Origin of the sequence: Nocardioides alpinus, from assembly GCF_900112035.1 — a bacterium.
Classification (GTDB): Bacteria; Actinomycetota; Actinomycetes; order Propionibacteriales; family Nocardioidaceae; genus Nocardioides; species Nocardioides alpinus.
Window position 1 is genome coordinate 229,938 of record NZ_FOKC01000001.1, and the last position, 22,188, is coordinate 252,125.

The following is a 22,188-nucleotide window of genomic DNA, read 5'->3' on the forward strand; positions in this document are numbered from 1 at the left end:
GTTGAGCGACGCGGCCCGAGCGGGCGCCCACGGGATCGCCTTCGAGCGCTCCCCCCGCACCACCCGGTACCTCGACCCGTCCCAGAACTGGGCGCCCGCCCAGATCACCAGCGAGATCCGGCGTGACCCGTTGCTGGGCACCACCGGTCGCCTCGCTCACTTCGTGGGATTCAGACCTCAAGCGGAGGACTTCGCAGAGCTTGCCGAGACCACTCGCGAGATCTGCCCCTTCTGTCCCGAGCGCCTGGAGGTCGTCACCCCGCAGCTTCCTCCCGATGTCTTCGCCGAGGGACGTCTGAGCCGGGGAGAGGCGACCCTGGTGCCAAACCTGTCCCCCTACGACGCCTTTAGCGCGGTGACGGTGATCTGCGCCCAGCACTTCGTCGCGATCGATGCGTGGTCGCCTGACGTCCTGCGCAACGCCATCAGTCTTGCCGGCGATTATGCGAAGGCGGTGCGCGAGGCCGGGAACGACCTGCCGTTCACACTGCTGAGCTGGAACTACATGCCGCCCGCCGCGTCGACGCAGATCCATCCCCATCTGCAGGTGATCGTCACCGACGAGCCGGGAGAGAACGTCAAGAGGCGGATCCGCGCGCAGCGGGAGTACTTCGAGCGTTGGGGACGCCCCTATTTCGACGACCTGGTCGAGACCGAGCGTGCCTTGGGTGAGCGTTGGGTGTACGACAGCGAGCACCTGACGGTGCTGACCGACTTCGTATCACTCTCGGCGCTGTCGGACGTGCGCATCGTCTTCTCGGACCATCAGGTGCTCGACACCCTCGACGACGCGGCCTTGGCCGACTTCTCCACGGTCACCGCGCGGCTGCTGAGTGCACTCGGGGAGACTGGCATCTCGAGCTTCAACATGTCCTTCTTCCCGGCCACCCTGGATGCCGCCGACGGCGGGCGGCTGCACGCCGTACTCACGCCACGGCTGTCCTTCTCCCCCGCACTGCACGCGAACGACATCGGCGCGCTGAACCTGCAGCTGGGCGAGCCCTACATGGCGCGTAGCCCGGAGTACCTCGCCGCCTCGCTGCGGCCCGCGTTCGGCCAGGCATCCCGGTACGCCCCTTCAGGAGGGTCATGATGGACTTCGCCGAATCCGAACTTCACCGCGACATTCGCGCTTCGGTGCGCGCCATCGCTGAGAAGTACGGCCATGCCTACTACCAGCGCACGGCCGCCGAGGGGTCGCGCAGTGAGGAGCTGTGGAACGAGGTCGCAGAAGCCGGGTTCGTCGGGGTGAACCTTCCCGAGGAGTACGGCGGCGGCGGGCTAGGGATCAGCGAGCTGGCGATCGTCGGCGAGGAACTGGCCGCTCACGGCTGTCCGCTGCTGCTACTGGTCGTGTCGCCCGCGATCTGCGGCACGGTGATATCTGCCTACGGCACCTCCGAGCAGAAGCAGCGTTGGCTGCCCGACCTGTGCTCGGGGTCTGCCAAGATGGCCTTCGCGATCACCGAACCCGAAGCCGGGAGCAACAGCCACCAGCTCGCCACCCGGGCCAGCCGTGAAGGCGAGGAGTGGGTGCTCAACGGCACCAAGCACTACATCTCAGGCGTGGACGAGAGCCGTGACATCCTGGTCGTGGCCCGCACGGGGCGCACCGACTCCGGCCGCGGACGGTTGAGCCTCTTCGTCGTACCCACGGACGCGGCGGGGCTGAGCATGCACCCGATCCCGATGCAGGTCAACGCCCCGGAGAAGCAGTTCACCCTCACCTTCGAGGACGTGCGGTTGCCCGCCGACCGCTTGCTGGGCGAGGAGGGCGAGGGGCTGCGGCAGATCTTCGTCGGGCTCAACCCCGAGCGCATCATGACAGCCGCCCACGCCTGCGGACTGGCTCGTTACGCGCTTGACAAGGCCGCCCGCTATGCGCAGGAGCGGGTGGTGTGGGGCGTGCCCATCGGTGCACACCAAGGGGTGGCGCACCCGCTCGCGGAGGCCTCGATCCACCGCGACCTGGCGTGGCTGATGACCCAGAGGGCGGCTTGGCTGGTCGACGCAGGCATGGACCCACGAGAATCGGGAGTCGCCGCGAACAGCGCGAAGTTCGCCGCGGCGGATGCCGCCGGGGAGGCACTGGACCGCGCGATCCAGGTGCACGGCGGCCACGGCCTGTCCACAGAGTTCGGCCTGGCGGACCTCTGGGGCTTCGTGCGACTGCACAAGACGGCGCCAGTGAGCCGCGAGATGGTGCTCAACCACATCGCGCAGCAGGTACTGCACCTGCCGAGGTCGTACTGATGTGGCAGGCAGCGCTGCCGGTGCTGAACGGGATCCGGGTCCTCGACCTCAGCCTGCAGCTGCCCGGACCGTACGCGACCCGACTGCTGGCCGACATGGGTGCCGACGTGCACCGGATAGAGCCGCCGGGCGGCGACCCGGCACGTGCCTTCCCCTCCCTCTACACCGAGGTCAACGTCGGCAAGGAGGTGGAGGAGGTGGATCTCAAGTCGGACGCCGGTCTTCGCCGCGTCCTCGACCTCGCACGTGACTGCGATGTGTTGGTCGAAGGCTTCCGACCCGGAGTTCTCGCACGTCTGGGCCTGGGCTACGAGGCGGTGGCACAGGCGAACCCAGGAGTGATCTACTGCTCGATCTCTGGATACGGCCAGGACGGCGAGCGTGCCGACAAGCCCGGTCATGACCTCACCTACCATGCCGACGCCGGCACGCTCGCCCAGGACGGACCCTCATCCTCAAGCGTGCCACCACTCCCCATCGCCGACCTGGCCTCCGGGCTGATGGCGGCCACGACCATCAGCGCCGCTCTCGTGGGTCGCGCAGACACGGGCGCGGGCGCCCATCTCGACGTGAGCATCGCGGACGTGATGGCCTCCTGGACCTTCCCCGTCGCGCTGTCCCGCGCGGCTCGCGAGGTAGACCTGTTCGGTTCCACTCCGCACTACGGCGTCTTCGACACCGCCGACGGTCACCGGGTCGCGCTCGGGATCGTCCACGAGCAGCACTTCTGGGAGCGGTTCTGTGACGAGTTCGACCTCGCCGACGAACGCAGCTCCACCTTCGAGGAGCGCCAACGCGACCATCAACGCCTGCGGCGCAGATTGGAAACACTGTTCGCCGGCCTCACGGCCGCAGAGGTCATCGCCCGAACGACGCAGGTCGACGTGCCCGCGGCCATAGTCCAACGGCCGGAGGACGTGCTGGACAGTGCTCCCTTCGAGCGTCGAGGACTCATCCGCGGCAGTGGATTTCGTGGCAGGTACGCTCACCCGGTACGTTTTGCGACGACCTCCACAGCGGCGTCCCCTGAAGGAGATTCGTCCACCCCAGGAGCGACACCATGATCCACCCAGCCACCGAGCCCGACGCCGGGGGGCCGCCGTTGAGCCGAGTCGCGCGCAAGCGCAACCAGCGCATCGATGCGATCTTGAACGTCGCCGCCCAAGTGGTGGCCGAGCACGGCTACCACAACACGTCCCTGGAGATGATCGCCGACCAGGTTGATCTCACAAAGGCGTCGCTATACCACTACTTCGACAGCAAGGACGACCTCTTCAGCGCCTGCTTCCAGGCGGTCGCAGAGAAGACCATCGCTCGCCTCGCGGCCGTCGCCGACGCGGCGCCGACCCCACTGGACGCGTTGCGCGACCTGATCCTCGAGCAGTTGGAGATCTTCGTCCACGACGACCCCGACATGGCGCGCCTGTTTCTGCAGCACCAGGATTGGCCGGAGTCGATGCGCGAGAAGCAGCGGCACTGGCGCAGGCTCCACGAAGACATCTTCGTCGCGGTCGTCGAGGATGGCGTGGCGTCGGGCCAACTGCACCCGCGCGATCCGCGGGTCGCCCTGCACTGCATGCACGGTTCGATCAACTTCGTCCCAATCTGGTTCCGTCCGCGGTCAGCGGCCGAGGACAAGAAGGCTCTGTCTCTCGTCAGCGAAAGCATCCTCGACATTTTCCGCTAACAGCCCGAAAGGCTCTGATTCATGACGCTCGACCAGTTGTTCGGCCTCGCTGGCCGCACCGCCCTTGTCACCGGAGCCACGCGTGGGATTGGTGAGGCGATGGCCCAGTCGCTCGACGCTGCAGGCGCCCGAGTGATCCTCGCGGGCCGGGACCGGCAACGACTCGACCAGGTGGCCTCGGCGCTCGAGCACGACCCCGTGGTCCTCACCGCCGACCTGCAGGACCCCGACGGGCCGACGAGCCTCGCCCGTGAAGCGCGTGCCTCGGCCGGGGCAATCGACATCCTCATCAACAACGCAGGAGGATCCTGGAACCAGGCCCTCAGCGACGTGGACGACGAGAGCTGGGATCGCACCCTCCGAACCAACCTCACCGCTGCCTTCGCGCTCACCCGCGAACTGGCTCCAACGATGGCCGAGCGTGGCTGGGGTCGGGTGGTGAACGTGGCGAGCGTCATGGGGTTGGTCGGCGACACCCACTCCAGCGCCTACGCGGCTAGCAAGGGCGGCATGATCGCCATGACCCGCTCACTGGCGGCCGAGCTCGGGCGCGACGGGGTCACCGTCAACACCCTGTGCCCGGGCTGGGTGGAAACAGACCTCGTCAGCGACCTCCACTCCGACGACCGGTTCCAGCAGCGCGTCGTGCGGCGTACCCCCGTCCGGCGTTGGGGGGTGCCCGCCGACATGGCTGCTGCCGCCGTCTTCCTGTCCGGTCCTGGATCGGCGTTCATGACGGGACAGACCCTCGTGGTCGACGGCGGTCTCTCGGCGACCTGGTGACGCGGCAAGCCGGTCGCTTGGGAGTCAGCGGCCCACTGCTCGCTCTCCTCCGCCGTGCCGCTGCCGCAGCACCGTCTTCAGCACCTTGCCGGTGGCCGTGCGAGGCAGCTCGGGAACGAACTCGATCCGGGTGGGGCACTTGAAGTGAGCGAGCCGGTCCCGGGTATGCGCGACCAGTTCCTCGGCCGTTGCCTCGGCGCCTTCCTCCAGCGCGACCACGGCCACAGGGGTCTCGCCCCACCGATCGTCGGCGACCCCGACGACGGCCACCTCACGCACCGCGGGGTGCCGGTAGAGCACCTGCTCGACCTCGATCGGGTAGACGTTCTCGCCGCCGGTGATAATCATGTCCTTCTTGCGATCGACCAGGGTGATGAAGCCCTCCGCGTCCATGCGGCCCAAGTCGCCGGGGACACACGATGACGTCGATCGTGCCGGGACCGTTGCCCGCCACGGCCCGTGGCCGGCGCACCAAGTCAGCGCTCGTGCAGGCTGGGCGCCAACTCTTCGAGGAGCACGGCTTCTCCGCCGTCGGCATCGACGCCATCGCCCACGGTGCCGGGGTCTCCCACGGGACGTTCTACACGTGGTTCGACTCGAAGGAGGCGTTGCTGCGCGAGATCGTCACCGGTGTCGCCGAGGACATCTTCGCCGCGACCTCGATCGGGACTCGCCTTCCGCCGTATGCGTGGTACGCCCGCATCGAGGCGGCGAACCGGTCCTTCCTGAGGGCCGTGACCCGTCACTCTCGGATCTTGCGCGTGCTGGACTCCCAGGCGGATGTCCGGGAGGACTTCCGGGAGCAGCGACTGGAGATCCGGGAGTCCTTCGTCCGGCGCGGCATGGAGGGGTTGGTCCGCATGCAGGAGCTGGGACTGGCCGATCCGCTGCTGCCGCCGCGGGCGACGGCCAGCGCCCTGGGCGCCATGGTGGAGTCCTTCGCCCACTTGTGGCAGGACCCGGTTGAGGGGTTGGACGAGGCGGAGGCCGTCGACGTCCTCACTCGCTTGTGGGCCGGGGCGATCGGCCTGGCGCCGCAAGCCTGGCCAGGCGGAGACCGAGCGGGCACGGCGGCCACCGAGGCGCTCAACGAGTGAGCGGCGGGCAGTGCCCAGTCAGCGCTGCTCCCAGCGCCACGGGGTCTCGCGGCTCCGCGCCACCCGTCCCCTGCTCTCCAGGAGGACCAGGTGCGCCAGGGTCTCCGCGATGGCCGCTCGGCGCATGAACCCGGAGATCTCTGGCCAGGGGCGCGACCAGGTCAGCGACGCGGTGAGCTCCCAGGTCGTCGGTGCCGTGGTGAGGGCGGTGTGAATCTCCTCCAGCCGTGCGTCGTGGTGGCCCAGCAGCGTCGACACGCGCGCCGCGAGGCCTGCGAAGCGGTACTCGTGCGCGGGCAGCACCTCGTCCAGCTCGTGGTCCAGTCCGCCGACGCGTGCCAGGGAGTCGAGGAAGTCGGCGAGCGGGTTGCCGCTCGACTGCGCGTGCACCCCGATGTTGGGCGTGATGCGAGGAAGGACGTGGTCCCCGGAGAAGAGGACGCGACGCTGGTGCTCGTGGAAGCACAGGTGGCCGGGCGAGTGGCCGGGCGTGTGGACAGCTCGCAGATCCCAGCCGGGCAACGGCAGCCGGTCGCCGTCTCGGATGAGGCGGTCGGGCTCGGTCTGGCGGACGTAGGCCGCGATCGGCAGAGAAGCGCGGGACAGGGTCTCCAGCTCGTCGTCGGGTATCCCGCAGTTCCGCAGCAGCGCGGCCATGTCGTCGAGCAGGTCGGTGATGCCGGCCCCGTACCGCGCGGGCAGCAGAGCCGCGTCGTCGGGGTGGAGTCCCACCCAGGCACCGGACGCCTCGCGGATCCGCCCCGCCAGGCCGTAGTGGTCGGGATGGATGTGCGTCACCATCACGCCGCGGACGTCGCCGATGGCGTGCCCGGCCGTCGCCAACCCGTGGGTCAGGGCGAGCCAGGCGTCGTCGGTGTCCCACCCGGCGTCGATGAGCGCCAGCCCGTCGTCCAGCTCGAGCGCGTAGACCAGGACGTACCGCAGCGGGTTGTCGGGGATGGGGACGGGGATCGACCACAGCCCGGGCTGGACCTGTTCCACCGGGGGCAGTAGCTTCTCCGCCCACGACCGCTTCTGCTCGGTGCCGGTGACCCGAAACGGGCGGGCCGTCTCGGCGGTCACAGGCCGATCCTCTTGCTGATGACTTCGTTCATGATCTCGTTCGTCCCGCCGCCGATGCCCAGGATCCGCGCGTCCCGGTAGTGCCGCTCGACCTCAGACTCGCTCATGTAGCCCATGCCGCCGAAGATCTGCACCGCCTCGTTCACCACGAAGTCGCAGGCGTAGACGGCCGTGTTCTTCGCCATCGACACCTCGGTGACGACGTCCTCGCCGGCGAGGTACCGCTGCGCGACCGCCCGGGTGTAGCACCGCGCGACGTCGACCTGGCGGGCCATCTCGGCGAGCTTGTGCCGGATCACCTGACGCGAGGACAGCGGCCGCCCGAACGTCTCCCGGTCCCGCGCCCACCCGATGGCCAGATCCAAGGCTCGGGCCGCGGTGGCGTAGGCCTGGACGGCGAGGCCGATCCGCTCGTTCTGGAACTGTTGCATGATCTGCACGAAGCCGGAGTTCTCCGCGCCCACGAGGTTCGCGGCCGGGACCCGGACGTCCGCGAAGGACAGTTCGGCGGTGTCGCTGCACCGCCAGCCCATCTTGTCCAGCCGGCGGGACACGGTGAACCCGGGCGTGGCCTTGTCGATGACCAGCAGGGAGACCCCGGAGTGGCCGGGTCCGCCGGTGCGCACCGCGGCGGTGACGAAGTCGGCGCGGACGCCGCTGGTGATGAAGGTCTTCGCGCCGTTGACGACGTACTCGTCTGCGTCGAGGACCGCCCGGGTGCGGATGTTGGCGACGTCGGAACCCCCGCCCGGCTCGGACACCGCCAGCGATCCGATCAGCTCCCCGGCAAGCGTGGGGCGGACATAGCGCTCGACCAGCTCGGGGCCGCCGTTGGCGGCGATGTGTGGAAGCGCGATGCCCTGGGTGAACAGCGAAGCACACACACCGGTGGATCCGCCGCCGTTCAGGATCTCCTCGGTGATGATCGCGGAGTCGATTGCGTCGCCGCCGCTGCCGCCGACTTCCTCGGCGAACCCGACGCCGAGGAGACCGACGTCGGCGGTCTTACGGTGCAGATCGCGGGGCAGCTCGCCGGACTGTTCCCACTCGTCCATGTGCGGTGCGATCTCCCGGGCGACGAAGTCGCGCGCCAGCCGCCGTAGCGCCACCCTCTCGGGTGTGCGCCACGGGTCGCCGGTGGGTGTGGTGATATCGGTCTGCGTCACAGTCGTCCTCCTCCGCTCGGTGCGTCCGCCGCAGTCAGCCACGCTGGCGGGCGTTTGTCCAACCGTGCGGCGATGCCCTCCCGCGCTTCGTCCGAGGCGAACCTCTCGGCGGAGACCGCTGCCATCCGCCGGAAGTCCTCCTGCAGGTCCGGACCGGGGAGGTCTCGCAGCAACTGCTTGGTGATCGCCAGTGCCTCGGGGGCACCCTTGCTCAGCTGCCCGGCCAGCGTGTCGACCGTCAGGTCCAGCTCGTCGTCGTGGACCGCGCGATCCAGGAGGCCGACGTCGCGGGCGCGCAGCCCGTCGAAGTTCTCTCCGGTCAGGAACAGCTCTCGGGCGGCGCGGCGGTCCATCCGGCGCAGGCAGGCTACGGCGATGACGGCCGGGGCGACGCCGATGCGGACCTCGCTGAACCCGAACGTCGCGCCGGCCAGTCCGACCGTGAGGTCACACGCCGCGATCAGGCCCATCCCGCCCGCGCGTGCAGCTCCGTTGACCCGCGCGACGACAGGTGCGGGGCTCTCGTAGATCAGTGTCAGGATGTCCGGCAGGCCGACCGCCGATGGCGCCGCGCCCGTCCGCTGCTCTTTGAGGTCGGCACCGGAGCAGAACACGGTGCCGGTTGCCGTCAGCACGACGACTCGCGTCCGTTCGTCGGCGGTGACGAGCGCCAAGGCCGCGTGCAGCTGTTCGACCAGGTCGCGTGACAGGGCGTTGCGATTGTGCGGGGAGTCCAGGGTGACCTCCGCGACCGGCCCGTGGTGGCGGACACGGACCAGCTCCTCATTAGCCACGGAAACGCTCCCGCAGTTCGTGCTTCTGGATCTTGCCGGTCGCCGTCTTGGGCAAGCCGGTCAGGACCTCGATGCCCTTCGGGACCTGGAAGCCCGCCAGTTGCTTGCGGCACAACGCTGTCAACCGATTTGAGAGAGCGCTCGGGTCGACGGCGGGGTCGACGGCGACGACGACCGCTGTCACGGCCTCGCCCCATCTGTCGTCGGGTACGCCGATGACTGCGACCTCGGTGATCTCCGGGGAGCTGAGCAGCACCCGCTCCACCTCGACGGAGGAGACGTTCTCCCCGCCGGTCTTCACGATGTCCTTGAGCCGGTCGGAGAACCAGACCACCCCCTCCTCGTCGAGGTGCCCGATGTCGCCGCTGTGGAACCAGGCGTGGGCGAAGGCAGCGGTGTTCGCTTCGGGGTTGTTCCAGTAGCCGCTCATCACGTGTGGACCGCGGTAGACGATCTCCCCGGTCTCTCCCCGAGGCAGCAGGTCCCCACCCGGTCCCATCATCCGGGTGTCGACGGTCACGACCGAGGGACCCCACGAGGCGCTCTTGGTGTCCTGGTGCGCCGGCCACTGAAGCACCGTGGCCGGCACGCACTCCGTCTGCCCCGAGCCGAGCAGTACGTCGGCGTTGGGGAAGGCGGCGGCTATCTGACCGATCCGCTCCTGCGGCATCGGAGCCATGGCGTACATGCACAGCCGCACCGAGGACAGGTCTCGCTCGTCGAGCCTCGGTGTGGCCAGCACCGCGGCCCACATCATGGGCAGCAGCAGCAGGTGCGTGGCCCGGCTGCCCTCCACGATGTCCAGGTAGGCCTCAGGCTGAAAGCCAGGGGGCAGGATCGCGGTGCCGCCGGTGAGCAGCACAGGCAGCAGCAGCGTGTCCAGTGCCGTGGTGTGGAACAGCGGCAGCACGATCGGGGCCACGGAGAACTCGTGCCCGTGCCGGTGCCCTACCTGCAGCGCGCTGCTGAGTGCCGCCACGTGAACGGCGAGGTGGCTGGTCAGGACGCCCTTGGGACGGGCCGTCGTGCCCGAGGTGTAGAGGCAGTGCAAGGTGTCGCGGTCCTCGACCACCACCTGCAACGGGGTCGGGTCCGCGGCCACATCGTCCCAGCGCAACGCGGTGCGCCCGGCCACCGAGTCCGACGTGTCCCCGGTGACGACCACGGTGGTGACCTGCGGCAGATCGGGGAGTATCTGTTCGAGGAGCGGAACGAATGCGGGGTCGGCGACCACAGCACGCACTCCTGCGTCGGCCAGGATCCACGCCACCTCGTCCGGCGGCAGCATCAGATTGACGGGCAGGGCGACGAGTGCGGACTTGGCACACCCGAAGAACGTGGCAACGAACCGCCACGAGTTGCCCAGCAGGAAGGCCACGGGCTCCTGGCGCTCGAGGCCGGTCTCGAGCATGCCCCGCCCGAAGGCCTCGGCGGCGGCATCGAGACGTGCATAGGTGATCTCCTCGCCGTCCTGCACGATGGCGGTGCGGTCGGGGAACTGGAATGCCGAGCGCGTGAGCATGTCGCCCACCGACAGTCTGGTCGCCAGGTTGAACGCGAGGGGATCGACCCCAGACAGATCAGGACGCATCGCTGTTCCCTTCCTCGGTGTCGGCGACGACGGCGAGCGTCGCGCCTGTCTCTACCTGCGCGCCGACGTGAACGTGCAGGGCCTGCACCACTCCGGCGACGGGCGCCACCACGGGGTGCTCCATCTTCATGGCCTCCAGGACCAGCACCAGCTGACCGGCGTTGATTCGCTCGCCCTCGGTCACGGCCACCCGGCTTACTGTGCCCGGCATCGCAGCGGTGAGCGACCCGGGGGCCACCTTCGCGGTGGGTTCGGGGAAACGCGCCTGCTCGACCAGCGTCGTCGAGCCTTCCGGTCCGTCGACGTACGAACGGTCACCCTCGACGTGCACCTCGTACGTGGCGCGCAGCCCGTCGGCCTCGACCTCCAGCCGGACCCGGCCCGGCCGCAGGACGTCGGTGCCGAGCACCGTCAGCGGCACCGACGCCGCATCAAGGTCGGCGGTGATCCCGCTCCGGTCAAAGCTGTAGCGCACCGTGCCGGCGTCGAAGACCGTCGTGTGCGGCGCTGTCGGGTTGTTGCGCCAGCCCGATGGCAGGCCTGCGAGCGCCGGCGCGGCACTTCGCCGTAGAACGGCGCCGGCCAGCGCCGCCACGACGGCATGCCGGCGACGTCCCTCGTCATCGACCAGCGGTGCGGCGAGCACGTCGAGGCCGTGCCGATCCAGAAACCCGGTGTCGGTCTCGCCACCGAGGAACGCCTCGCTGCGCAGGACGCGGACGAGGAGGTCACGGTTGGTCGTCAGTCCGTGAAGCCGTGCGCGTTGGATTGCGCCCGCCAACGCCAGCGCTGCCGAGGTCCGGTCCGGCGCCCAGGCGATCACCTTGGCGAGCATCGGGTCGTAGTGCACCCCGACCTCGACGCCCGAAGCGACGCCGCTGTCCAGCCGAACTCCCGGTCCGGTCGTCAGCCGGAACTCGGTATCGGCGGGGACGTGGAAATCCTCGAGCCGCCCCGACTGGGGCAGCCAGTTGCGGGACGGGTCCTCGGCGTAGAGCCGTACCTCGATCGCGCAGCCGGTCAAGGTGGGCGTCAGTGCCTCCGCGGGCAGCGGGCGGCCCGCCGCGACGTCGAACTGCAACCGGACCAGGTCCAGCCCGGTGACGGCCTCGGTAACGGGGTGCTCCACCTGCAGACGGGTGTTGACCTCGAGGAAAAAGAAGTCGCCCCCGTCGTCGAGCAGGAACTCGACCGTGCCCGCACCGACGTAGTCGATGGCGCGCGCGGCGGCGACGGCCGCCTCCTGCAGCCGCTCACGCAGGTCCGGGTCGACCGCGGGGGACGGTGCCTCCTCGACCACCTTCTGGTGGCGGCGCTGGATGGAGCACTCGCGCTCGAAGAGCGCCACCGTGTGCCCGTGGCTGTCGCCGAAGATCTGAACCTCGACGTGCCGGGGCCGTTCGACCAGGCGCTCCAGGAACACGGTGCCGTTACCGAACGCGGACGCTGCCTCGCGGCCGGCACCCGCGACAGCATCCGCGAGGTCGCTCGGGTCGCGTACCTCCCGCATGCCGCGACCGCCGCCACCGAAGGATGCCTTGACCAGGAGCGGGTAGCCGATGTCGGCAGCTGCCTTCTCCAGCTCCACCCCCACGAGGCCGGTGGCGTCCACGCTGGGCAGGGTCGGCACCCCGGCCCGCTGCATGAGCTCCTTGGCGGCAAGCTTGCTGCCCATGGCGTCGATGGCCTCGACGCTGGGGCCCACGAAGACCAGGCCCGCCGCCTGCACCGCCCGGGCGAAATCTGCGTTCTCGGACAGGAACCCGTAGCCCGGGTGGACGCAGTCCGCGCCGGCTCTCACCGCCGCGGCCACCACCAGGTCGGCATCCAGATAGGTCTCGGACGGGGTGTTGCCCGGTAGCCGGACGGCTACGTCGGCGTCGGCGACGTAGGGGGCGTCGGCGTCGGCGTCGGAGTACACCGCGACAGTGCGCAGCCCCATGGCCCGGGCGGTGGCGAACACTCGGCGGGCGATCTCGCCGCGGTTGGCCACCAGGACGCTCCTCAGTGTGCGTTGGTCGGTCACAGGCGGAACACCCCCCATCCGTCGTGCAGTCCACTGACAGGTGCGTTGTGAATCACCGACAGCGCCAGCCCGAGGACCGTGCGGGTGTCGCGCGGGTCGATGATCCCGTCGTCGTAGACCCGGCCGGAGAGGAAGAGCGCTACCGACTCGGCCTCGATCTGCTGCTCCACCGCGGCCCGCATCGCAGCCGCGGCCTCCTCGTCGTAGTCGCGGCCACGGGCCTGCGCGCTGGCTCTCCCGACGATATCGAGCACCCCTGCCAGCTGCGCCGCCCCCATCACCGCGCTCTTGGCATTGGGCCAGGCGAACAGGAAACGAGGATCGTAGGACCGCCCGCACATGCCGTAGTTCCCGGCGCCGTACGAGGCGCCGATGTTCATCGTCAGGTGCGGCACCGTGCTGTTGGAGACAGCGTTGATCATCTGCGAGCCGGCCTTGATGATGCCGTTCTGCTCGTACTCGGTGCCGACCATGTAGCCGGTCGTGTTCTGCAGGAACAGCAGCGGGGTGTCAACCTGGTTGGCCAGCTGGATGAACTGCGCGGCCTTCTGCGCGTCCTCCCGGAACAACACGCCACGGGCGTTGGCCAGCACGCCGATCGGATAGCCGTGGATGCTTGCCCACCCGGTGACCAACGACGTGCCGTAGAGCGGCTTATGCTCGTCGAAGCGGCTGCCATCGACCATCCGGGCCAACACGTCGCGGGGGTCCAGCGGCTGGCGCAGGTCCGCGGGGGCGAGGTCGAGCAGCTCCTCCGGGTCGAACAGCGGGGGGTCGGCCGGCTGGGACGGGCCGGGCCCGGCCTTGCGCCAGTTGAGACTGCGTACGATCTGCCGCCCGAGCCGGATCGCGTCGAGCTCGTCGACGGCCAGGTGGTCGGCACTGCCGGAGGTGCGGGCGTGCATCGACGCTCCGCCGAGGGACTCGTCCTCGGCCTCCTCCCCGGTGGCCATCTTCACCAGCGGCGGCCCGGCGAGGAACACCTTGCTGCGGCCCTCGATCATCACGACATGGTCGCTCATGCCGGGCACGTAGGCGCCGCCGGCGGTGCTGTTGCCGAAGACCAGGGCGACGGTAGGAATGCCCTGCGAGGACAGTCGGGTCAGGTTGCGGAACGCGCGCCCGCCGGGGATGAAGATCTCCGACTGGGTGGGCAGGTCCGCCCCCCCGGACTCGACCAGGCTGATGAACGGCAGCCGGTTGGTCTCGGCGATCTCGTGCGCGCGCTGGGTCTTGCGGAAGGTGTAGGGGTTGCTCGTTCCTCCCCGCACCGTCGCGTCGTTTGCCGAGATCATCACCTCGACGCCTTCGACGACACCGATGCCGGTCACGACGCTCGCCCCCACGGGGAAGTCGGTGCCCCACGCCGCGTACGGCGACAGCTCGAGGAACGGGCTGTCCCGGTCCAGCAGCAGCTCGATGCGTTCGCGGACGGTGAGCTTGCCACGGGCCCGGTGGCGGGCCACGGCACTCTCGCCGCCCCCCAGGTTGGCCTGTGCGCGCAGCTCGCCCAGTTCGGCGAGGCGATCGAGGAGCGCGGTACGGTTCTCCGAGGCGCGGTCGGCGAGGATGGTCACGTTCTTCCTTCCGGTAGCAGGGACATCGGGACATCGACCAAGCGAGAACGCAGCCACTCCCCCACGGCCTTGGCCTGGGGATCGAACCGAGTGCTGGCGGCCACGCCCTCGCCGAGCAGGCCAGGCAGCTGGAAGATCAGCGCGCGGAACCCGGGCAGCCGTTCACGGGTCACCGGCAGGCCGGAGGCCTCGGGCAGCAGCTCACGCAGCCGCTCAGCGGTGAGGAAACTCGACAGCCAGGCGTAGCCCTCGTCGCTGCGGGCGTAGACGCCGAGGGTCGCGGCACCGCCCTTGTCGCCACTGCGGGCGCCGACGACGCACCTCAGCGGGACGCGCCGCGTGGGTCCAGCGGCCTCCGGGCCACCGCTGTGGCCCGCCGGCTCCACAGGCCCCGGCGACTCACCCTCCGGCGTACTGCGCGGCTGCGGCCGCGTCGAAGGGACCCTCTCCGTGCCGCCGTCAGGCAGGCCGACCACGTGAGCGACGTCATCGACCCGCACCCATGCGGGCGCGTAGACGCCGTAGGCCGACGGGCTGGGCGGGGCGCCTGCGGCGAAGAAGCCTGGGACGGTGGCCAGGGCCAACTCGATCACGGGCACGGTGAACTCCTTGCCCACCTTGTTGCGGTCGGGGTCCTTCACGGTTACCTGCAGCACGGCGCTGGCCTCTTCCTCGGCCTCGGCGTCCGGGGAGTCCGTGCGCGCCAGGGTCACCCGCGCCTCGGCCACCTCCGCCAGCACGGGCGCCAACTGTCGACGCAGCAGATCGGCCTTGCGGTCGACGTCCAACCCGGCCAGCGGCAGGGTCATGGCGTTGCGGAAGCCACCGAGACGGTTCGTCGCCACCTTCAGCCACTCTCCTGGACGCAGGCCGCGTGCCCCGGTGACCTCGACGCGGTCGCGCGCGACCTGGCGCAACCGCAGGCCGTCGAACCGGGTGACGACGTCAGGTCCACCGTAGCGGCTGCCGGTGAGTTCGTAGAGCAGCTGCTCGGTGACCGTCTCGACGGTCACCGCTCCGCCGGTGCCGGGGTGCTTGCAGATGACCGCCGTGCCGTCCGCGGCGATCTCGGCGAGTGGGAAACCAATGTGGTCCAGGCAGCCGGGGTCAGCATCGAGCAGCTCGGCGAAGAAGCTGAAGTTTCCACCGGTCGCCTGCGTGCCGCATTCGAGCACGTGTCCGGCAACAGTGGCGCCGGCCAGCGCGTCAAGGTCGTCGGCGCTCCAGCCATGGTGCCAGGCGGCCGGGCCGACGACGAGGCTGGCATCGGTGATGCGTCCGGTGACGACGACGTCGGCACCGGCCTCCAATGCTCGCACGACTCCCCAACAGCCGAGATAGGCGTTGGCGGTCAGTACGTCAGGGAACTCCCCGTTCACCGGCACCAGGTCGCCGTCCGCCGGTGGCCGCTCGCCGACCCGCAGGCGGCCGGCAGAGCCAAGCTGGGCGAGCCGGGGCATCAGGTCGTCACCGCTGACGGTAGCGACCCGGACCGGGACCCCCAGCCGAGCGCCGAGCTCACCGACCGCGCCGGCCAAGCCCCGCGGGTTGAGCCCGCCGGCGTTGCTGACGATCCGCACCCCCCGGCTGAGTGCGTCAGCGAGGCAGTCCTCCAGCTGGGTCAGGAAGGACCGGGCATAGCCCGCCGCCGGGTCGGTGGAACGCTGGCGGCCGAGGATCAACATGGTGAGCTCGGCGAGGTAGTCACCGGTGAGGACGTCGACGTCACCGCCGTCGAGCATTTCGCGCATCGCCGACATGCGATCGCCGTAGAAGCCGGAGACGTTGGCCACCCGCAGCGGCGTGCTCACCGCAGCGGCTCCCGCCCGGCCCCGGAGGGGTCAGCGAAGGCCTGAATGATCCCGGCACACTGCCAAGCCGCCGCCACACGCGTGGTAATCACCGAATCGTGTCGGCGCCGCCGTGGGGGGACCAGGAAGTACGGATCTTGCGGCGCACCACTGATGAGGTCCGCCGCCGCAATAAACGGGTCCCATGTCCAGGTCGGGCCGCAGGGGCCGAGCAGTAACAGCCGCACCGGCGCTTCCGGCATCCTCGCGCCGCCCCCATCCCTTGGGTAAGTTGTCGACCATGCAGTTGGGAAAAGCAGGCTAGTGCCGATCCGCCATGCGTGTCAACGCTCAAGATCAAGGTGCCGGTGGTTGTACCGACGAACCGACAGATGCAGTAGCCGAACGAAATTCGTGGCCGAGAAGATCTTTCCCGGCCACGGTTCCCGCGGAACCCGTGAGCAGGTTCGATCAGCCAGGACCTGTGCCGGGACGCGGCCGGTGTAAGTGGTGACGGGTCAGGAACCCTGCCATGGGTCTCGATCCGAGCTGCCACCGCTCGCGTGGGGTAGTCCAGCACGAACGACAGGGTGATCTGCCGGTCCCCCTCGTCAAAGTGCGACTTCAGCAGGCCGGTCGCCATGGCTGTGCCCCGCAGGACGCTCCCGTCTCGGGATTGAGAATGACAAGCCCATTTGGCCCCACTGTGCTGCCCCCCAACTGGGGCCACTTCAGGCTGGCACACTCACGGGATGGGATAGTGCTCCGGACAGGGCTTGCGGGACGCGAGTGCGCCTGCACGTCCGTTGATCAGTGAGTTTCCCGCGTGAGGTTCGTCAATCGGGACGGCGAATGTGCTCGGCCGAAAAGCGCGCCGATATAGCCGCCGATGAGAGCAAGAAGCCTGCTGCGAGCAGCCGCGGCCCGACCCAGGGGCTGGGAGCCCGTCGTCTATATCTTGCTCGCCACCACCATGTAGTTCTCGACCTCCGGGTTGAACGTTCACCTCTCCGCGCGGAGTCCGCCCCGGGGCAACTCGACTTCGAGGTCGGTAGGGGCTGTTGCTACGCGAGGTACTTCTCAAGCGCGCGGAAACCCCGGCGCGCTTCTCGCCTTAGCCGCAACTCGGTCACCAACCTGACGGGAGTAGCTGGCGACTCCCGCACCCAATTGTGATACACCTCGACGCCCCCGTACCACCAGCTGCCACAGGCAACGAGTCCACCGACAAGCCACCACAGTAGGTACCGGGTCACGTCCAGGAACGTTTCGGCCAGATAGTGCCGTCCGTGCCCATTGAGGTCCACCCGCTGCACAGCCCACCTCCCTTGGGTGGCTGCCTGTCGCCTGCGACGTACGTTCGGCTCGGGGGCCAAGACGGGTCGGCCGACGTGAAGAACAGGCCTTGCGCGTGAGACTACGCCGGAATGCATAGGAGGAAAAGGGTAGTGGTGGGAGTCAGGCGAGGTCCGAGACAAGAACAATGATGTGGCGAAGCAGTGGGACCGCGATCGACTGCTCCTCGGCGGTGAGGGATGTCCAGGCCACCGCTAACCGGTCGGCAACCAGGCCTCGCTTGGCGGCCAGGAGTTGCTCCCCGCGTTCGGTGAGCGTGAGTACGCGTCGGCGTCGATCGTCTGCGGCTGGGATGCGGCACAGCAGGCCGGCCGCTTCCAGCCCGGCGGCCTGTTGGGTGACCGTGGGTTGGCTCAGCAGCGTGTATGCCGAGATGGCGGCGATGCCCTCGCGGCCGCAAGCCTGCACGGCGTCCAGCAGCACCAACTGTGGCACGGTGACGTCGTCGAAAAGCGGCTGAAGTCGGCCCCTGGTCCGCCGAGCGACTGCGAGCAGGGCCAGCACCGCATCGGCGAACTGTTCCCCGTCAGTCGTCGTCTGGTTCCGTGCGCGGTCGACGTCGACCGCTTCGCCATCAGCACCCATGCGCGCTCCCCTAGGTCGATGCCGCCGACTGACAGGACCGGCCGCCGAAGGCGGATCAGCAGTCGCGTGTGCCGTCACGCTACCGGCCGCCGGCGGCGGCTACCGCTCACCAAGGCGTCGGGCGAATGTCTGCGTGCTCACTGGGCAATGTTGCTCATTGGGCAGGCCCGGTCATACTGAGGGAGTGGATCGTGGGTTGCGGGACCTCAAGCGGGAGGCGACGGCACAGGCGCTGGCTGAGGCGGCCTTCGAGCTGACCCGTGAGCGCGGGCTGTTCGGGTTTGTCACTGCGGACGTCGTGGAGCGGGCGGGCTACTCCCGGCGCACCTTCGCGAACCACTTCTCCTGCAAGGAGGAGGCCGTCGCCGCGGTCGCGTTCGGGGGTGTCGACGACGCCAGCGCGATCCTCGCCGACCTGCCAGAAGACCTGCCACTGCTCGATGCCCTGTTGTCCGTCATGAGGGATCAGTTCACCGCGGACACCTTGGTGAGGATGCGCGAGCTGATGGCCATGGCACGGCAGTACCCAACCCTCGAGCCCTACGTCCTCAGCGTTCAGCAACGCATGCGCCACACCGCCCAAGAACTCCTGGGATCCGCAGCCGGGGACCGCTATCCCGCCATCTACGTGCCGCTGCTGTTCGGCGCCGTCTATGGCGCCGTGATGGCCGCTCTGGAGGGAACTCTCGACGTGCACCTGGACGGCGAGAACGACGCCACCCCCGCATCGATGGACTACGCCTCGTTCCTCGACCTCACCTTCGACTACCTGCGCCACGGCCTCTAGCCACCGCCGCCCCGCCCCTCAAGGAGACCCACAACCCATGTCCACATTCTTGTACCGGCTCGGACGAACCGCATTCGGCCGGCCGTGGCTGTTCATTGCCGGTTGGGTGGCGGTCCTCGCCGCGGTCGTCGGTGCCGTGGCCATCAACGGGGTGAACGTCAGCTCCGAGATGAAGATCGAGGGCACCGAGGCCCAGACCGTGCTCGACCGCGTGGCCGATGAGCTTCCCGCGGCGTCGGGAGGCCAGGCCAGCGTCGTGTTCACTGTGCCGGGCGGTGAGCGCCTCGACACGCCGGAGCGTCTTGCGGTGATCAGCGGCACCGTCAGCGACGTCTATGACCTGGAGAAGGTCGTGAACCCCCTGGACGCCGCTCTGGGTGCCGGGGAGCAGGGCGGACCGGGCACTGATCAGGAAGGTGCACCGGCCGATCCCTCAGCCGGGTCGGAGCAGGGGCAGGCGCCTCCCTACCAGCCGCTGGTGGTGGACGGGGCCCCGGTGCCGGGCGTGTTGGTGTCCTCGGACGGGCAGGTCGCGCTGTTCCAGTTCCAGTTCACGGTCGCCTCGACCTCGTTGACCGATGACGACGTCACCTCGGTGGTCGAGGTGGTGGAGCGTGCCGAGCAGGGAACCGGGATCACCGTGCTCCCGAGCGACTCGCTCAAGGCCATCGAGATCCCGGTCGGTATTGGTGAGGTGATCGGTCTCGCCGTCGCCGCTCTCGTGCTGGTGCTCACCCTGGGTTCGCTGATCGCGGCCGGTCTGCCCCTGATCACCGCGCTGGTCGGCGTCGGCATCGGCGTGGGCGGCGCGTACGCGCTCTCCACGGCCGTCGAGATGAACTCCGCCACCCCCGTCCTCGGTCTCATGGTCGGCCTCGCCGTGGGCATCGACTACGCGCTGTTCGTCGTGAACCGGCAGCGACGGCTGATCCTCGACCGAGGACTCACCGCGCAGGAAGCAGCCGGCAGAGCGGTCGGCACCGCGGGGAGCGCCGTGTTCTTCGCCGGCCTGACCGTCCTCATCGCGCTGACCGCGCTGACCGTCATCGGTATCGCGATGCTGTCCACGATGGCACTGGTCGCGGCGTCCACGGTCGCCCTGGCCGTGCTCATCGCCCTGACCCTGCTGCCCGCGCTGTTGGGGCTGGTCGGGGAGCGGATCTGCTCCGACAAGGCCCGAGCCCGACGCCGCGCCAAGGTGCACGCGGAGTCCCACAGCGTCGCCGACCACTGGGTAAAGGGCGTGATCAGGTTCCGGTGGCCCGTCATCGCCGGCGTGGTCGCGATCCTGGGCGTGGCGGCGATCCCCGCGGCCAGCATGAACCTGGGCATCCCCACCGGTGCGACCGCGAACCAGGACACCGCCGCCCGGCAGAGCTACGAGGCCGTCTCCCAGGGCTTCGGTGAGGGATTCAACGGCCCCCTCCTGGTCACCGCAGAGCCCACCGGCACCGCAGACCGCGTCACTCCCGAGCTGACCGCCAAGCTCCTCGCCGAGTTCCAGGGCCGAGACGACATCGTGCTGGCCGCGCCGGTCGGCGTCAACGAGGCCGGCGACCTGGCCGTGTTCAGCGTCATCCCCACCTCCGGCCCCAGCGACGAGGCCACCAGCGACCTCGTGAACGCGCTGCGCGAGCCCGACAACGACATCGCCCAGACCAATGAGGTGCAGCTCGGCGTCACCGGCTTCACCGCCATCGGCATCGACATGTCCGACAAGCTCGCCGACGTCCTACCGCTCTACCTCGCCATCATCATCGTCCTTTCCGTCCTGATCCTGATGCTGGTCTTCCGCTCGATCGTCGTCCCCCTCAAGGCCACCGCCGGCTTCCTGCTCAGCATCCTGGCCACCTTCGGCGCCACCACCGCCGTCTTCCAATGGGGCTGGCTCAGCAGCCTCTTCGGGTTCGACACCGGCGGCCCGCTGATGAGCTTCATGCCGATCATCGTGACCGGCATCCTCTACGGGCTCGCCATGGACTACGAGGTCTTCCTGGTCTCCTCGATGCGCGAGGCACACATCCACGGCCAGCCAGCCCGCCAGAGCGTCGTGCACGGCTTCGACCAGGCCAGCCGCGTCGTCGTCGCCGCCGCGATCATCATGGTCGCGGTCTTCTCCGGCTTCATCTTCAGCCACGACATCATGATCAAGCAGATCGGCTTCGCACTCGCCGCCGGCATCCTCATCGACGCCTTCATCGTCCGGCTGACCCTCGTCCCGGCGCTCATGGCCGTCTTCGACGAGCGAGCATGGTGGCTGCCCCGCTGGCTCGACCGCCTGCTGCCCGACCTCGACATCGAGGGCGACAAGCTGCTGACCATGCTCAACCAGCAGGCCGAGGCCACCGACCGACAAAACCTCGAGGTCCGCAACTGACCGGACTGAGGCATCCAGAACCGAACGTTGTCCCAGGCCTTCTTGGAGGCCTCGCCACGCCACCGCGGTCTACCGGCAGTTCCCGAACGCGATCGACCACCAATCCCTGGCGCCTCGATCACCGAGGATCGCTCATCCAGGATCTCGGCGGTACTCGACCCAGCGCTCCAGCATGCCCTCCGTCTCGCCGCGCAGGAACGCAATGAACTGTGTCGCCTCGGCCGATCGGTGGCCACCGCCGTGCGCGCCGAGCTCGACCGCGGCGGACGCCACCACTGACGCCCACTGGCGGACGCCACCACTGACTCCCACTGCTTGAGAACCGGGATCCAGGCGGCCACGATCATGCCGCACACCTCGCCGTCACTGACCCGGTAGAGCTCCGCCCTCCTCCCGGGTTCCCTCTCCTTGACCACCATCCGCGTCGCGGTGAGATAGCGCACGACTCCCGAGATTGCGGCCGGACTGACCCGGACCCCGTCCGCGAGCGCGGCGGCGGAGTAGCGGTCAGCGTCGACGGCGAGCATGTAGGCCAACACCCTCGCGGCCATCCGCGGGATCCCGGCTTCGTTCAATATCAGGGCAATGCGCTCGACCACCCGAAGCAGCCCCTCGCTCTCGTCCTGCCAGCGGCTCGGCATCATCTGCTCACCATCGCTCATCGAGCCAGGCCCATCCGGCTGAGCCCGTTGGGATGCCGATCGCGGCTCGGCGGGGCTTCTGCCCGGCGTCGAGATCGTCCCCGCACCCGGGATTGCCCGTGTCTGGCGCGGTCGCGGACGCCGGGCGCCCGAACTCCGCCGGAGCATGCGACCTCCGCGTCACCTGAGATGCTGCGCGTCCAACTCGCCCAAGGAAAGGAGCCCCGCCCCTTCGTGTGGCTTTCTTCCCCGGGCGCTCCAGCAACCCCCGGGCCGATTGGCCGCGAGCCCGCGTGGTGGCGTCGGCCTCCCGAACCAGGCACGGCCGACCGTGGTCCCAGACGTCGAACGGCCCGGGACGTGGGGCAGCCCTCAAAGAACCGCCTGCGAACCGCAGATCCTGGAGGCGTTCGGGCTGTCGGGGCTGTCTCAAGGTCGGTGCCAGCCCCGGCGCCTCCAGGTCCGGGGCCGGGCGGAACGGGCAGGCCCGTCGTCGAGCTGCGCTGGATCGGGTTCGCGGAGGTACTCCTCAAGGTCGCCCAGCCCGCGGGCGATGTCTCGACGCAGCCTGCGTTCGGCCAAGAACCGGAGGCGG

Annotated in this window: 17 protein-coding genes; 8 read left to right on the forward strand and 9 right to left on the reverse strand. The window is 69.2% G+C overall.

Annotation, left to right across the window (positions count from 1 at the left end; translation table 11 throughout):
* Position 1: 1 nt before the first annotated feature.
* From BM127_RS01185 to BM127_RS01205, 5 genes are read left to right on the forward strand one after another with little or no spacing between them, the layout of a single operon-like run.
* Positions 2-1,093 (forward strand): hypothetical protein, encoded by a 1,092-nt coding sequence (locus BM127_RS01185; protein ID WP_091193238.1) that lies wholly within the window; start codon positions 2-4, stop codon positions 1,091-1,093.
* Entirely contained in the window at positions 1,090-2,253 is a 1,164-nt protein-coding gene (locus BM127_RS01190; protein WP_231263135.1) for an acyl-CoA dehydrogenase family protein, read from the forward strand. Before BM127_RS01185 ends, BM127_RS01190 begins: the two co-directional genes overlap by 4 nt.
* Entirely contained in the window at positions 2,253-3,317 is a 1,065-nt protein-coding gene (locus BM127_RS01195; RefSeq protein WP_091193242.1) for a CaiB/BaiF CoA transferase family protein, read from the forward strand. Before BM127_RS01190 ends, BM127_RS01195 begins: the two co-directional genes overlap by 1 nt.
* A complete protein-coding gene (locus tag BM127_RS01200) occupies positions 3,314-3,940 on the forward strand; it encodes a TetR/AcrR family transcriptional regulator (RefSeq protein WP_091193245.1) in 627 nt (208 codons plus the stop codon). Before BM127_RS01195 ends, BM127_RS01200 begins: the two co-directional genes overlap by 4 nt.
* A 21-nt stretch (positions 3,941-3,961) precedes the next feature.
* The gene (locus tag BM127_RS01205) at positions 3,962-4,723 is read left to right on the forward strand and encodes an SDR family NAD(P)-dependent oxidoreductase (RefSeq protein WP_091193247.1); all 762 of its coding nucleotides are present in this window, start codon (positions 3,962-3,964) and stop codon (positions 4,721-4,723) included.
* Positions 4,724-4,747: 24 nt separating this feature from the next.
* Here BM127_RS01205 and BM127_RS01210 read toward each other — a convergent pair whose 3' ends face one another.
* Positions 4,748-5,116 carry an AMP-binding enzyme gene (locus tag BM127_RS01210; protein ID WP_091193249.1) on the reverse strand — a complete coding sequence of 123 codons (369 nt, stop codon included), beginning with the start codon at positions 5,114-5,116 and terminating at the stop codon, positions 4,748-4,750.
* A gap of 26 nt (positions 5,117-5,142) precedes the next feature.
* Between BM127_RS01210 and BM127_RS01215 the strand changes: the two genes are divergently transcribed.
* Positions 5,143-5,820: a TetR/AcrR family transcriptional regulator gene (locus BM127_RS01215; protein ID WP_091193251.1), complete on the forward strand. Its 678-nt coding sequence runs from the start codon at positions 5,143-5,145 to the stop codon at positions 5,818-5,820.
* 18 nt (positions 5,821-5,838) lie between these two features.
* On the opposite strand, the gene BM127_RS01220 is transcribed toward BM127_RS01215, so the two are convergent.
* The 8 genes from BM127_RS01220 to BM127_RS01255 form a co-directional block, all read right to left on the reverse strand.
* Positions 5,839-6,903 (reverse strand): MBL fold metallo-hydrolase, encoded by a 1,065-nt coding sequence (locus tag BM127_RS01220; RefSeq protein ID WP_091193254.1) that lies wholly within the window; start codon positions 6,901-6,903, stop codon positions 5,839-5,841.
* A complete protein-coding gene (locus BM127_RS01225; RefSeq protein WP_091193257.1) occupies positions 6,900-8,069 on the reverse strand; it encodes an acyl-CoA dehydrogenase family protein in 1,170 nt (389 codons plus the stop codon). The genes BM127_RS01220 and BM127_RS01225 overlap by 4 nt, the downstream gene beginning before the upstream one ends.
* Positions 8,066-8,863, reverse strand: a complete 798-nt coding sequence (locus BM127_RS01230) for an enoyl-CoA hydratase-related protein (RefSeq protein WP_198554461.1) — start codon at positions 8,861-8,863, stop codon at positions 8,066-8,068. Before BM127_RS01230 ends, BM127_RS01225 begins: the two co-directional genes overlap by 4 nt.
* Positions 8,856-10,454: a class I adenylate-forming enzyme family protein gene (locus BM127_RS01235; RefSeq protein WP_091193259.1), complete on the reverse strand. Its 1,599-nt coding sequence runs from the start codon at positions 10,452-10,454 to the stop codon at positions 8,856-8,858. Before BM127_RS01235 ends, BM127_RS01230 begins: the two co-directional genes overlap by 8 nt.
* Positions 10,444-12,498, reverse strand: a complete 2,055-nt coding sequence (locus tag BM127_RS01240; RefSeq protein WP_091193262.1) for an acetyl/propionyl/methylcrotonyl-CoA carboxylase subunit alpha — start codon at positions 12,496-12,498, stop codon at positions 10,444-10,446. Before BM127_RS01240 ends, BM127_RS01235 begins: the two co-directional genes overlap by 11 nt.
* On the reverse strand, positions 12,477-14,057 hold the full coding sequence (locus BM127_RS01245) for an acyl-CoA carboxylase subunit beta (RefSeq protein WP_091193264.1): 1,581 nt from the start codon (positions 14,055-14,057) through the stop codon (positions 12,477-12,479). Before BM127_RS01245 ends, BM127_RS01240 begins: the two co-directional genes overlap by 22 nt.
* On the reverse strand, positions 14,054-15,868 hold the full coding sequence (locus BM127_RS01250; protein WP_091193267.1) for an acyclic terpene utilization AtuA family protein: 1,815 nt from the start codon (positions 15,866-15,868) through the stop codon (positions 14,054-14,056). Before BM127_RS01250 ends, BM127_RS01245 begins: the two co-directional genes overlap by 4 nt.
* A gap of 1,437 nt (positions 15,869-17,305) precedes the next feature.
* Positions 17,306-17,788 carry a MarR family winged helix-turn-helix transcriptional regulator gene (locus BM127_RS01255; protein ID WP_091193269.1) on the reverse strand — a complete coding sequence of 161 codons (483 nt, stop codon included), beginning with the start codon at positions 17,786-17,788 and terminating at the stop codon, positions 17,306-17,308.
* A gap of 184 nt (positions 17,789-17,972) precedes the next feature.
* Here BM127_RS01255 and BM127_RS01260 point away from each other — a divergent pair, with 184 nt between their 5' ends.
* Together BM127_RS01260 and BM127_RS01265 are read left to right on the forward strand one after the other, a co-directional pair.
* Entirely contained in the window at positions 17,973-18,575 is a 603-nt protein-coding gene (locus BM127_RS01260) for a TetR/AcrR family transcriptional regulator (RefSeq protein WP_129478245.1), read from the forward strand.
* A 37-nt stretch (positions 18,576-18,612) separates the two neighbouring features.
* Positions 18,613-20,952 carry an MMPL family transporter gene (locus BM127_RS01265; protein WP_091193275.1) on the forward strand — a complete coding sequence of 780 codons (2,340 nt, stop codon included), beginning with the start codon at positions 18,613-18,615 and terminating at the stop codon, positions 20,950-20,952.
* Positions 20,953-22,188 lie beyond the last annotated feature (1,236 nt).